We start from the raw sequence: 12,982 nt of genomic DNA, 5'->3' as shown, positions 1-12,982 counted from the left end.
AGCGGACATGGCGAGCGGATCCGACAGCCGTCCCCGTCATGAGCAGGTCGCGGCCGACCTTCGGTCCCGCATCATGTCCGGCGAGTTGCCGCCGGGGTCAGCGCTGCCGTCGATCCCGACGCTTGTGCGGCAGTACGCCGCTGCCACCGCGACAGTCCAGCGTGCCCTCGGTGCGCTGAAGGCGGAGGGCTCTGTCTACAGCGAGGTGGGAAAGGGCGTCTACGTCCGGCCGAGGCGACCGCTGGTGGTGGAGGCGTCGGCTTACCTCGCTCCCACCTCCGACGGGTACGCCTACCGGCTCCGCTCGGTGGCAGAGGTGGTGCCGCCCGCCGAGGTGGCGCGGGAACTGGAGATAGGTGCGGACGAACGAGCGGTCCTGCGGCATCGGCTGCTCGTGTGTGGTGACGAGCCGGTTGAGCTGTCCTGGTCGTACTATCCGGCGGCCATCGCCAGCGGTACGGAGCTCGCCGAGCGGCGCAAGATCCCGGGTGGTGCCCCGCGGGCTCTGGCAGATCTTGGGTACCCGCAGCGGCATACGCGGGACCGGGTTTGCGCGCGGATGCCCACGACGGAGGAGGTCGAAGCGCTCGACCTGCCGCCGTACGTACCGGTGCTCCGCCAGTTGCGGGTGATCCGATCGGTTGACGCCAGACCGGTCGAGGTGTCGATCCTCGTCAAGGGCAGCCACCGGCACGAGCTGCACTACGACCGGCGGGGGTAGTTCCGGGCCCGGTTTCTGGACGTATCGCGGGCGGAAATCGGTCGGTGGCGCGCCGGAGTTTTCGGTAGTCTCCCGTCCGTGTCCAGCATCGAGCTCCGACGAGTCCTCCTCGACCGCCTGAGCTGACCCTTCGTGTCCGGCGGATCGATCCGCCGGACACCCTGGTCGTCGATCTGCTCCCCGAGATTGGCGTACCTTTCATGGATCTTGAGAAGTTGCTGGCGGACCGGCTGGCACCGGCGTTCTCGGCGGTGGCCGGCGAACGGGTCGATCCGGCCGTGCGGCGGTCGCAGCACGCGGACTACCAATGCGACGCCGCCCTCTCCCTGGCGCGCCGGCTTGGCCGCCGGCCACGGGACATCGCTGCCGAGGTGCTGGGCCAGGTGGAGTTGGCGGACCTCTGCTCGGCGGTGACGGTGTCCGGTCCCGGTTTCATCAACCTGACGGTTGCCGACTCGGCACTCGGCACGCTGCTGTCGACCGCGGCCGCCGACACCCGGCTCGGGGTCGCGCCCAGCGCCGCCACGGAGACGGTGATTGTCGATTATTCGTCCCCGAACGTGGCCAAGGAGATGCACGTCGGGCATCTGCGGGGGACCGTGATCGGTGACGCCGCCGTACGGCTGCTCGAATGGCTCGGGCATCAGGTGATCAAGGCCAACCATCTGGGGGACTGGGGCACCCCCTTCGGGATGCTCATCGAGCATCTGCTCGACCTGGGTGAGTCGGAGGCCGCCGACGAGTTGTCCGTCGGGGACCTGGACTCGTTCTACAAGGCGGCCCGGGCCAAGTTCGACGCCGACGACGCGTTCCGGGAGCGGGCCCGGCAGCGGGTGGTCGCCCTGCAGGGTGGGGACGAGCTGACGCTGCGGTTGTGGCGGCTGCTCGTCGCCGAGTCGGAGCAGTACTTCCTCACCGTCTACGACCAGCTCGGCGTCCTCCTGACCGAGCAGGACTTCTGCGGGGAGAGTTACTACAACGACCGGCTCGCCCCGGTGACCGACGAGCTGGATCGGCTCGGCCTGCTGCGGGAGAGCGGCGACGCCGCCTGCGTCTTCCCGCCCGGCTTCGCCGGCCGCGACGGGCAGCCGCTACCGATCATTGTGCGGAAGCGGGACGGCGGCTACGGCTACGGCGCCACCGACCTCGCGGCGATCCGCCACCGCACCCAGGACCTCGGCGCGACCCGGTTGCTCTACGTCGTCGGTCTGCCGCAGCGTCAGCACTTCGAGCTGGTGTACGCGGTCGCGCGGCAGGCCGGCTGGTTGAGGTCACCGGCGCGGGCCGAGCACCTCGGCTTCGGCTCGATCCTCGGCTCGGACGGCAGGATGCTGCGCAGCCGGACCGGTGACTCGATCAAACTTGTCGGGCTGCTCGACGAGGCCGTGACCCGGGCCGCCGAGTTGGCCCGGCAAAAGAACCCCGACCTCTCCGCAACGGAGGTCGCTGACGTCGCCCGCGCGGTCGGCATCGGTGCCATCAAGTACGCCGACCTGTCCACCGACCGGAACAAGGACTACGTCTTCGACTGGCAGCGGATGCTCTCCCTCGACGGCAACACCGCCCCGTACCTGCAGTACGCCCACGCCCGGATCCGGTCCATCTTCCGTCGGGCCGAGATCGAGCAGTTCACTCCCGCCCCGATCACGATCGGGCACTCGGCCGAACACGCCCTCGCCCTCGAACTGGCGAGCTTCGGAGCCGTGGTGGCCAACGTCGAGCAGACCCTGCAGTTCCACCGGCTCGCCGGCTACCTGCACACCCTCGCCACCACCTTCAGCGGCTTCTACGAAGCCTGCCCGGTCCTGCGGGCCGAGGACGCGGTGCGGGACAGCCGGCTGGCCCTCTGCGACCTCACCGCCCGGGTCCTCCGGCAGGGCCTGTACCTCCTCGGCATCGCCACCCCCGACCGGATGTAGCGACCGGGCGTGCCGGCCGTGCATCCGGCTCGCATGGCCGGCTCGCGCGTCCGGCTCGCGTGGCCGGCGGCGGCCCGGCCGGGGACGCTGCGCCCGGGTACCGGAGAATAGGGCCGTGACGACGATCCCGAACGTGCTCGCCAACCGGTACGCCTCCCCCGAGCTGGTCACCCTCTGGTCCCCGGAGGAGAAGATTCGGATGGAGCGGCGGCTCTGGCTGGCCGTGCTCATCGCGCAGCGGGATCTCGGCGTGGACGTGCCGGACGGGGTGGTCGAGGCGTACCAGCGGGTGCTCGACCAGGTCGACCTGGCCTCGATCGCGCAGCGGGAGCGGGTCACCCGACACGACGTGAAGGCGCGGATCGAGGAGTTCAGCGCGCTCGCCGGGCACGAGCACGTGCACAAGGGCATGACCTCCCGGGACCTGACCGAGAACGTCGAGCAGCTTCAGGTGCGGGCCTCCCTGGAGCTGATCCGGGACCGGGTGGTCGCCACCCTGGCCCGGCTCTCCCAGCTTGCCGTCGAGCACTCGGGCCTGGTGCTGGCGGGGCGCTCGCACAACGTGGCGGCCCAGGCCACCACGCTGGGCAAGCGTTTCGCCTCGGTGGCGGAGGAACTGCTGATCGCGTACGAGCGGCTGGACGACCTGATCGGGCGGTACCCGCTGCGGGGGATCAAGGGCCCGGTCGGCACCGCCGCGGACCAGCTCGACCTGCTCGGCGGGGACGCCGGCAAGGTGGCCGAGTTGGAGCGTCGGGTGGCGGAGCACCTCGGGTTCGGCCGGGTGCTGGACAGCGTCGGTCAGGTCTACCCGCGTTCGCTCGACTTCGACGTGCTCGCGGCGTTGGCCCAGGTGGCGGCCGGGCCGTCGGCGTTGGCCACCACGATCCGGTTGATGGTCGGCCAGGAGTTGGCGACCGAGGGCTTCCAGCCGGGCCAGGTCGGGTCCAGCGCGATGCCGCACAAGATGAACACCCGGTCGTCGGAGCGGGTGAACGGCTTCGCGGTGATCATTCGTGGCTACCTGTCGATGGTCGGCGAGCTCGCCGGCGACCAGTGGAACGAGGGGGATGTCTCCTGCTCGGTGGTGCGTCGGGTGGCGCTGCCGGACGCCTTCTTCGCCGCTGACGGGCTGTTCCAGACGTTCCTCACCGTGCTGGACGAGTTCGGCGCGTACCCGGCCGTGGTCAACCGGGAGTTGGAGCGGTTCCTGCCGTTCCTGGCCACCACCAAGATCCTGGTCGCGGCGGTACGGCGGGGCGTCGGCCGGGAGGTCGCCCACGAGGTGATCAAGGAGCATGCGGTGGCGGTCGCGCTGGCGATGCGGGAGAAGGGCGCCACCGAAAACGACCTCTTCGACCGGCTCGCCGCCGACGACCGGCTGAACCTGACCCGCGCCGACATCGCCGACCTGGTGGCCGACCGTACGGCCTTCGTCGGTGCCGCCCCCGCCCAGGTCCAGGCGGTGGTGCAGCGAGTCGCGGCGGTTCTCGACCGCCACCCCGGTGCCGCCGGGTACAGCCCGCCGCCGATCCTCTGATCGCCGCTGTCCCCGCCCCGCGCCCTGGCCCGTCGGCGGCGGCCCTCGTGGGTCGGGGTGCGGCGGGTCAGGGCTCGGGGGTGGGAGTCTCGGCCGCGCTACGCAGGTCGGGTGCGGTGGCTGGCTCGCCGATGCCGCTGGGTTCCGGCGTGATTGTCGGCTCGTGTGCGGTCTCGGCCGCCACCAGGGGCTGGTCGGGGGGCATGACGTCGGGGACCCGGGGTACCACGATCACCGCCGTGCCGTAGGCGCAGATCTCCATCCACATCTCGCCGCAGTCCCGGCTGTCGAACCGCATCCCGATCACCGCGTTCGCGCCGAGCCGGCGGGCCTCCTCGCCGAGGCGGGCCACCGAGTCGGCCCGCCAGCGGGTGAGGTTGTCCGGCGCCATCGGGTCGTACGCGCCGCCCCGGAGGTTCTTCACGCCCTCGCGGTACGGGTTACGGGTCCTGGCCATCGAGGAGACCACCTCGCCGAGGATCTGGCGGACCTCATAACCGGGTAGTTGATCCGTCGTCACGACCAGCACGGTTCTGATGCTGTCAGCCGGCGCTGAGGTCGAACGTGGGCCTTGTTCACCTGATCGGATGGTGAAAAACAGCGCGGCGCGGACGGTCGGCGCTTGGCCGGCCAGCTGCGCCGTGCTGGCGCTAACCGTCGGACACCGGAAACCGAGGCGATCCAGGCGCGGTTGTACGCGACACCGCCTATGCATCCGGAGGCCGACGCCGCTGGCCACCCCGATTTGCTGATGGGAATGAGTCCGGCGGCGGCTGCTGGGATATAAATTGAAGCTCCTGTATTCTCTGGGGCTGTATCGCTCCGTTGGTAGGTCCGTCAACGACGTGGTCGGTTGCAACGAAATCGCATCGGGGTCACAACGGAACGGCATCGGACTTTGTGCCCGCCTTAACCGCGCCGGAGATTGCCCAATCCGCGTGCGGCCGGTGCGGGCGGCGCGGTATCTGCCAGGTAGGCTGGCTGCGCTCGCCCCTTGTGGGTCGGCACCCAACTGCGTACACAGTCAGGAGTGCCCAGTGCCTCGCGTCGTCGTCGACGTCATGCTCAAACCGGAGATTCTCGATCCGCAGGGACAGGCCGTCGCTAGCGCGCTGCCTCGGCTCGGCGTCGAGGATGTCGCCTCGGTCCGGATCGGCCGGCGGATCGAGATCGATTTCACCGGGGAGCCAGATCTGAACCAGGCCCGGGAGATCGCCGACAAGCTGCTCGCTAACCCGGTCATCGAGGACTTCACCATCCGACTGGCCGAGGATGGCGAGACCGTGGGCGCCCAACCGTGACCGCCCGAGTAGGTGTGGTCACGTTCCCCGGTTCGCTCGACGACGGGGACGCCGCGCGGGCAGTTCGGCTCGCCGGCGCCGAGCCGATCCGTCTCTGGCACGCCGACCCGCAGCTGCACGGGGTGGACGCCGTCGTCCTGCCCGGCGGCTTCTCGTACGGCGACTATCTGCGCTGCGGCGCCATCGCCCGGTTCGCCGCGGTGATGGAGACGATCGTGGACGCCGCCCGAGCGGGTCTGCCGGTGCTCGGCATCTGCAACGGCTTCCAGATCCTCTGTGAGGCCCACCTGCTGCCCGGTGCGCTGACCCGAAACCAGCACCTGCACTTCCGCAACCGGGACCAGGTCCTGCGCATCGAGTCGGCCGGCACCGCCTGGACCAACGCGTTCCAGCCCGGCCAGGAGGTGCTGATCCCGGTCAAGAACGGCGAGGGCTGCTACGTCGCGGACGCCGCGACGCTGGACCAGCTCGAAGCCGAGGGCCGGGTGGTAGCCCGTTATGTGGGCAACCCGAACGGGTCCCAGCGGGACATCGCCGCGATCACCAACTCCGCCGGAAACGTCGTCGGCATCATGCCGCACCCGGAGCACGCGGTGGAGGAGCTCACCGGCCCCTCCCTGGACGGCCTCGGCTTCTTCACCTCGGCGCTCAAGCACCTGGTGGAGACCGCGGCGTGACCGCAGGCGGCATCATCGGTCGGCTCACCCGCCCGACGGGCGGCCCGCTGCGTAACAAGGAGAGGCCATGACCACCCAGGACCCGGCCCGGGATACCTCAGACGCCGCGGCAACCGGAGCGACGGCTGCGCCGGACCGAGGCGCCGACATCATCGGCTGGGCCGGCGGCGTGGACACCGTCCCCCACGCCGGGAACAGCCCGGACGAGCTTCAGCCCTACGCCGACCTCGGTCTGCGAGACGACGAGTACCAGCGGATCCGGCAGGTGCTTGACCGGCGGCCCACCCAGGCCGAGCTGGCCATGTACTCGATCATGTGGAGCGAGCACTGCTCCTACAAGTCGAGCAAGGTGCACCTGCGCCAGTTCGGGGAGAAGGCGCCGTCCAGCGACCGGCTGCTCGCCGGCATCGGGGAGAACGCGGGCGTGGTCCGGGTCTCCGACGAGCTCGCGGTGACCTTCAAGGTCGAGTCGCACAACCACCCGAGCTTCGTCGAGCCCTACCAGGGCGCGGCGACCGGCGTCGGCGGCATCGTCCGGGACATCCTCGCCATGGGTGCGCGTCCGGTCGCGGTGATGGACCCGCTGCGCTTCGGCGCGGCCGACCACCCCGACACCGCTCGCGTACTGCCGGGCGTGATCGCCGGGGTCGGCGGCTACGGCAACCGCCTCGGCCTGCCGAACATCGGCGGCGAGGTCGTCTTCGACCCCTGCTACCAGGGCAACCCGCTGGTCAACGCCCTCTGCGTCGGGGTGCTGCCGATCGACCGACTCCAGAACAAGGCCGCCGCCGGCGACGGAAACGTCGTCGTGCTGATGGGCGCCAAGACCGGCCGGGACGGCATCGGCGGCGTGTCGGTGCTGGCCAGCGCTACCTTCGACGAGCGCAGCGAGCAGCGCCGCCCCTCGGTGCAGGTGGGTGACCCGTTCATCGAGAAGCTGCTCATCGAGGCCTGCCTGGAACTCTACGACGAGCAGCTCGTCGTCGGCATCCAGGACCTCGGCGGCGCCGGGCTGACCTGCGCCCTCGCCGAGACCGCCGCCGCCGCGGGCACCGGCATGCGGGTCTGGCTCGAGCGGGTCCCGCTGCGGGAAGCCTCGATGGAGCCGCACGAGATCCTCGCCAGCGAGTCCCAGGAGCGGATGCTGCTGGTGGTCGAGCCGGAGAAGCTGGAGGCGGTGCTCAAGACCGCCGAGAAGTGGGGCGTGCTCGCCACCGCGATCGGTGCGGTCACCCCACCGGCGGCGGACGGGCAGCCGGGCCGCCTGGTCGTCACCTGGCGAGACCATCTGGTCGTTGACGTCCCGCCGGGTTCGCTGGCCGACGACGGCCCGGTGTACAACCGGCCGATGCGGGAGCCGGCCGACCTGATTCTGCTCCAGGCCGACCGAGCAGAGACCTTGCCCCGGCCGAGTGACCCGGAGGCCCTGCGGGAGACGGTCCTGCGCATGATCGCCGCACCGAACCTCGCCGACAAGACCTGGGTCACCGAGCAGTACGACCGGTACGTGCTCGGCAACACCGTGCTCGCCCAGCCCGAGGACTCGGGTGTGATCCGGATTGACGAGCGCAGTGGCATCGGCATCGCGCTCTCCGTCGACGGCAACGGCCGGTACGCACGCCTCGACCCGTACCACGGCGCCAAGCTCGCGCTGGCCGAGGCGTACCGGAACGTGGCGGTGAGCGGCGCGAAGCCGATCGCCGTAACCGACTGCCTCAACTTCGGCTCGCCGGAGGACCCGGGCGTGATGTGGCAGTTCGCCGAGGCCGTCCGGGGCATCGCCGACGGCTGCGGCGAACTGGGCATCCCGGTGACCGGGGGTAACGTCAGCTTCTACAACCAGACCGGTGCGGCAGCCATCCATCCGACCCCGGTGGTGGGCGTCCTCGGTGTGCTGGACGACGTGGCCGACCGCGTCCCGATGGGCTTCGTCCCGCGCGACGACGGTCACGACCAGATCTACCTGCTCGGCGAGACGCACGTGGAGCTGTCCGGCTCGGAGTGGGCGTGGGCCACCCACGAACACCTCGGCGGCGTACCTCCCCAGGTGAACCTCGACCGCGAGCGGGCGATCGCCGAACTGATTGCGGTGGCAGCCCGGGGCGGGCACCTCAGCTCCGCGCACGACCTCTCCGACGGCGGTCTGGCGCAGACTCTGGTCGAGTCCTGCCTGCGCCGGGGCGTCGGTGCCCGGATCATGCTGCCGGAGCAGTTCACCGACGGTTCGATGCCGTTCGTCTTCCTGTTCAGCGAGTCTGCTGGCCGGGTGTTGGTCTCGGTGCCGCGTGGGCACGAGAAGGCGTTCACCGCGCTGGCCGACGAGCAGGGGGTGCCGTGCGAGCGGATCGGCGTCACCGATCCGGCGGGTGGTGCGCTGGAGTTGCACGGGCAGTTCCGGCTCAGCCTGGCGGAGCTGCGTGCGGCGCACAGCGCCACCCTGCCCCGCCTCTTCGGCGGAGCGGAACCTGCCACCGGGCCGGCCGCCAGCTCCGAGTCACAGTCGGGAGGACCGAGCGAACCGGTGTGATCCCCTGCCGTGCCGGCCCCGCCCGGTCCGGCACCCGACCCGAGTAAGGCGATCCGGCCCGGCTGATTTCAGCCGGGCCGGATTCTGCTGTCAGTCGTCCAGCCAGTCCAGCCGGCGACCGCTCCGGTCCGGCGGGGGAGCGTCGGACCGGGTCCGATCGGCCTGCGTCGGCTCCCCGTAGCCACTGCCGTAGCCGCCCTGGCCATACCCACGGTCGTCGTAGCCGCCGTGTTGGGCGGGTGGTTCCTGGCGGTACCCGCCGTAGCCGCCCTGCTGGTCATAGCCGTAGCCGGCCTGCTGGGCGGGTGGTTCCTGGTGGTAGCCGGCCTGCTGGTCGTAGCCGTAGCCGGCCTGCTGGGCGGGTGGTTCCTGGTGGTAGCCGGCCTGCTGGTCGTAGCCGTAGCCGGCCTGCTGGGCGGGTGGTTCCTGGTGGTAGCCGGCCTGCTGGTCGTAGCCGTAGCCGGCCTGCTGGGCGGGTGGTCCCTGGTGGTACCCGCCGTAGCCGCCCTGCTGGTCGTAGCCGTACCCGCCGTAGCCCCCCCGCTGGTCGTAGCCACTGGCCGGCTCGGCCCCCTGCCCGTACGCGGGCTCGGTCTGGCTGTAGCCGGCGTCCTGCTGGTATCTCCCGGTGGGGTACGGGTCGACCGGGGCCGGGTACTGCGTGGCGGCCGTCTGGTAGCGGCCGGTCGCTTCGTCGTACCGATTGTCGTAGCCAGAGGTCCCGCCGGAGGCGGGAGGATAGCCGGTGCTGGCCGACGAGGACATGCCGTAGTCGCTGGCGCCGTACCCGCCGCCGGACGCGGGGGACGTGGCGCCGTACCCGCTGTCGGCCCAGCTGGACTGGCCAGCGGATGCATTGTAGGGCTGCGGCGGAGCGCCATAGGGGTCCGGTGGGACATCGTCAACCACCGGGCTGTGCATCATCGTGGGAGCTTCGGCGAGGGACGGGTCCCCGCCGACCATCGTCGGCGCTGCCGCGGTCGGATTCACGATCCGCGTCTGATCGTCGGTGCCGCCGTAGCCACCGCGGGCAACCGGGACGGCACCCGTGGCCGCGCCGGAGGGGGTGGCACCCGCCTCGTCTTCGTCGTCGGTCTCCTTGCGGCGTAGCCACAGCAGCACCATGGTGCCGACGCCGGCTGCTACGAGGAGGCCACCGAGCAGGATGATCAGCAGCGAGCCGGACTCCTCGTCGCTGGCGTCCGCCACGGGGGCATCCACGGCGGCTTCGACCGGCTCGTCGGTCTGCTCCTCCACCCCCACGGTCGGTGCCGGCTCGACACTCGATGATGCGGTGGGGCTCGGGGTCTGCGCTGCGATCTTGAGTGAGATCCGCTGGCCGGAGATGCTCTGCCCGGTGGAGGCACTCAGGGTCTTGGTGGCGGCGAAATCGTCGATGCTCGCGCCGATGTCGAGTCGGCCGGGGGCGATCGGCTTCTGAGTGCTCCCAGTGAACCGGAAGTTTCCCCCGTTGTCGGTGCTGGTGTCGAACCTGTTGTTCTTGGAGTCCTTGAGGACTACCTGGGCTCCCGGTACCGGGCTGCCGGTGTTCTGGTTGACCACCTCCCCGGAGACCGACTTCACCGTCTGCGGCTGGGAGGGCTGGCTCGGGCTGGGCTGTGGCTCCGGCTTGCCCACCAGGGTGACCTTGGTGGTCCCGGTACCGGTACCGTCACCGCCGACGGATTTGGCGGTGACGGTGATCGTGGCCTCTCCGTCGGCCGCGTCGTCCGCCAGCCGGAAGGTGGCCTGAAAGTTCCCGCCCTGTTTGACGTCAATATCGCAGCCGGTGGCGCAGTCGAGTTTTCCGTTGTTGGACTCCACCGTCACGGTCGCGGGATCGTTGGCCGAGGCCTCGATCGAGTAGCTGACCGTGGTGCTTCCGCCCGCCTCGACCCGGCTCGGTGAGGCCGAAACCTTGTTGACCGCGGGGGCGGCGGAGGCCGGGCTGGCGGGGACGGCGAGCAGGGCGCCGACCAGCAACGCCACGACCACACCGGCCCGCTGCTTCCAGGCACGTCGGTGTGTTGACACGTCCACCGCCTTCCACTGGATTCCCGGTGGCCGGCGGTCGCCGGGCCGGGGATCATCACGGTACGAATACGCCGTGAGCTACTATGCCTTGTCCAGTCGGATCGGCGCGACCCAGGGCCGGTGTGTGAGCCGCCCCGCGCGCGCCGTATCGTCCCGCTGTGCCCCCTTCATACGCTAGGACCGCTGCCGTTGTGGCGGCGCTGTCAGCGCTTGACGAGGGGCGTAACCCCGATCGTCCGGTGCTCCGAGCGGCGGTCCGTGCCCTGTTGACCGTGCTCGCGGAGCGGGTGCCCGGTCGATCGGTGGAGGTGCGGGTCCCACCCTATGGCGCGGTGCAGTGCGTCCCGGGCCCCCGGCACACCCGGGGCACCCCGGCGAACGTGGTCGAGACCGACCCGGAGACCTGGCTGCGGGTGGCGACGGGACGGGTCTCCTGGGCGGAAGCGGTCGCCGAGGGTCACGTACGGGTCAGTGGGGCCCGGGCGGACCTGGCCGCGTACCTGCCGCTTTAGTGGGTGACAGCAGGTTGACCATTACAGGATGCAGTGATTTCGTGACTTTCTGTGTAGGCAGGGGTTCGCGTACACTGTCAGCGACGACAAGCGGTCCCGGCCGGGGAGCGGATCCCGTGATTCGCCTGGCCAGTCCAGCAAGAGGGAGCGGCAGGTGCCCCGAGGCGATGGCCGGTTGAGCCACGACCTTGACCCCCAGCGTCCCGGCCCCCAGGACGCCTGTGGTGTCTTCGGGGTCTGGGCCCCCGGCGAGGAGGTCGCCAACCTGACCTACTTCGGGCTGTACGCGTTGCAGCACCGGGGGCAGGAGGCGGCGGGAATCGCAGTCAGTGACGGCACGGGCGTGGTGGTCTACAAGGACCTCGGCCTGGTAGCCCAGGTCTTCGACGAGCCGACCCTGGCCAGTCTGCGCGGTCATGTGGCGATCGGCCACGCGCGATACTCGACCACCGGCGCCTCCACCTGGGAGAACGCCCAACCGACCATCCGCTCCACCGCTTCCGGCACGACGATCGCCCTGGCCCACAACGGCAACCTGGTCAACACGGCCGAGCTGCAGCGGGAGGCCGGCGAGCGGGCGTTGACCGACGACGGGGCCACCAACGACACCTCGCTGGTGACCATGCTGCTGGCCAGCCGACCCGATCTGTCGGTGGAGGCCGCCGCTCTGGAGGTGTTGCCGCAGCTACGAGGAGCGTTCAGCTTCGTCTTCATGGACGAGTCGACGCTCTACGCGGCCCGTGACCACCACGGGGTCCGTCCGCTGGTGTTGGGCCGACTGGAGCGTGGTTGGGTGGTGGCCAGTGAGACGGCCGCGCTCGATATCGTCGGTGCCAGTGTGGTCCGCGAGGTCGAGCCGGGTGAGCTGATCGCGATCGACGAGGATGGGCTGCGCTCCGCCCGTTTCGCCGCGCCGGAGCCGAAGGGCTGCCTCTTCGAATACGTCTACATCGCCCGTCCGGACGCCACGATCGCCGGCCGGAACGTGCACGCGGCACGCGTACAGATCGGTCGTCAGCTCGCTCGGGAGCACCCGGTATCGGCCGATCTGGTGATCCCCGTGCCCGAGTCGGGCACCCCCGCCGCGATCGGCTACGCGGCCGAGTCCGGCATTACCTTCGGGGCCGGTCTGATGAAGAATCCGTACGTCGGGCGGACCTTCATCCAGCCGTCGCAGACGCTGCGTCAGCTCGGTATTCGGCTCAAGCTCAACCCGCTACGCGAGAACGTTCGGGGTAAGCGCTTGGTCGTCGTGGACGACTCCATCGTCCGGGGCAACACCCAGCGGGCCATTGTGCGGATGCTCCGCGAGGCTGGCGCGCTGGAGGTGCATGTTCGGATCTCCTCGCCGCCGGTCTCCTGGCCTTGCTTCTACGGTATCGACTTCGCCACCCGCGCCGAGTTGCTCGCCAACGGCCTGGACAATGAGGGTATCCGGCGGTCGATTGGTGCCGACACGCTCGGCTACGTGTCGCTCAGCGGTCTCATCGCGGCCACCGAGCAACCGAAGAGCCGGCTCTGCCGTGCGTGTTTCGACGGTGAGTATCCGATCGAGCTGCCCGCTGACAGCTTGATCGGCAAGCACGTGCTGGAGGGGGTCGGTCGGCGGGTCGCCGCCGAGTCCTCCGAACCGCACGCCAGTCCGTTCGTCGCCGCTCCGAGCGGCCGCGACGCGTTCAGCTCGGCGCGGGCGCCGCGCCCTGACCCGGAAGAGCCGACCACCCACATCCGGTAGCACCACCCGGGTGCAA

General features: G+C 70.4%; 10 protein-coding genes. 8 read left to right on the top strand and 2 right to left on the bottom strand.

Annotation, left to right across the window (positions count from 1 at the left end; translation table 11 throughout):
* Positions 1-7: 7 nt before the first annotated feature.
* The 3 genes from T398_RS19035 (at position 8) to purB (ending at position 4,180) form a co-directional block, all read left to right on the top strand.
* A complete protein-coding gene (locus tag T398_RS19035) occupies positions 8-721 on the top strand; it encodes a GntR family transcriptional regulator (RefSeq protein WP_496448717.1) in 714 nt (237 codons plus the stop codon).
* Between the two features lie 200 nt (positions 722-921).
* Positions 922-2,640: an arginine--tRNA ligase gene (argS, locus tag T398_RS19030; protein ID WP_496448715.1), complete on the top strand. Its 1,719-nt coding sequence runs from the start codon at positions 922-924 to the stop codon at positions 2,638-2,640.
* A 115-nt stretch (positions 2,641-2,755) separates the two neighbouring features.
* The gene (gene purB, locus T398_RS19025; RefSeq protein ID WP_496448713.1) at positions 2,756-4,180 is read left to right on the top strand and encodes an adenylosuccinate lyase; all 1,425 of its coding nucleotides are present in this window, start codon (positions 2,756-2,758) and stop codon (positions 4,178-4,180) included.
* A 67-nt stretch (positions 4,181-4,247) separates the two neighbouring features.
* On the opposite strand, the gene T398_RS19020 is transcribed toward purB, so the two are convergent.
* The gene (locus T398_RS19020; protein ID WP_496448767.1) at positions 4,248-4,814 is read right to left on the bottom strand and encodes a YbjQ family protein; all 567 of its coding nucleotides are present in this window, start codon (positions 4,812-4,814) and stop codon (positions 4,248-4,250) included.
* A gap of 403 nt (positions 4,815-5,217) precedes the next feature.
* Here T398_RS19020 and purS point away from each other — a divergent pair, with 403 nt between their 5' ends.
* From purS to purL, 3 genes are all read left to right on the top strand, one after another.
* The gene (gene purS, locus T398_RS19015; RefSeq protein WP_496448711.1) at positions 5,218-5,481 is read left to right on the top strand and encodes a phosphoribosylformylglycinamidine synthase subunit PurS; all 264 of its coding nucleotides are present in this window, start codon (positions 5,218-5,220) and stop codon (positions 5,479-5,481) included.
* Positions 5,478-6,158 carry a phosphoribosylformylglycinamidine synthase subunit PurQ gene (purQ, locus tag T398_RS19010; RefSeq protein WP_496448710.1) on the top strand — a complete coding sequence of 227 codons (681 nt, stop codon included), beginning with the start codon at positions 5,478-5,480 and terminating at the stop codon, positions 6,156-6,158. Before purS ends, purQ begins: the two co-directional genes overlap by 4 nt.
* Before the next feature lie 67 nt (positions 6,159-6,225).
* Positions 6,226-8,685 carry a phosphoribosylformylglycinamidine synthase subunit PurL gene (gene purL / locus T398_RS19005; RefSeq protein WP_496448708.1) on the top strand — a complete coding sequence of 820 codons (2,460 nt, stop codon included), beginning with the start codon at positions 6,226-6,228 and terminating at the stop codon, positions 8,683-8,685.
* A gap of 90 nt (positions 8,686-8,775) precedes the next feature.
* On the opposite strand, the gene T398_RS19000 is transcribed toward purL, so the two are convergent.
* Positions 8,776-10,725: a carboxypeptidase regulatory-like domain-containing protein gene (locus T398_RS19000; RefSeq protein ID WP_496448706.1), complete on the bottom strand. Its 1,950-nt coding sequence runs from the start codon at positions 10,723-10,725 to the stop codon at positions 8,776-8,778.
* A 152-nt stretch (positions 10,726-10,877) separates the two neighbouring features.
* Here T398_RS19000 and T398_RS18995 point away from each other — a divergent pair, with 152 nt between their 5' ends.
* Positions 10,878-11,231 (top strand): sterol carrier family protein, encoded by a 354-nt coding sequence (locus T398_RS18995; RefSeq protein ID WP_496448704.1) that lies wholly within the window; start codon positions 10,878-10,880, stop codon positions 11,229-11,231.
* A gap of 154 nt (positions 11,232-11,385) precedes the next feature.
* Positions 11,386-12,966, top strand: coding sequence for an amidophosphoribosyltransferase (gene purF, locus T398_RS18990; RefSeq protein ID WP_496448702.1), 1,581 nt, complete (start codon positions 11,386-11,388; stop codon positions 12,964-12,966).
* Positions 12,967-12,982: the final 16 nt, after the last annotated feature.

It is taken from the genome of Salinispora goodfellowii (assembly GCF_059570675.1).
The sequence above is the reverse complement of the archived record's forward strand: the minus strand, read 5'-3'. Positions and strand labels throughout refer to the sequence as shown.

Coding starts and splice junctions, on each gene's coding strand:
- T398_RS19035 (WP_496448717.1), top strand. CDS start 8: ATGGCGAGCGGATCCGACAGCCGTCCCCGTCATGAGCAGGTCGCGGCC.
- purL (WP_496448708.1), top strand. CDS start 6,226: ATGACCACCCAGGACCCGGCCCGGGATACCTCAGACGCCGCGGCAACC.
- argS (WP_496448715.1), top strand. CDS start 922: ATGGATCTTGAGAAGTTGCTGGCGGACCGGCTGGCACCGGCGTTCTCG.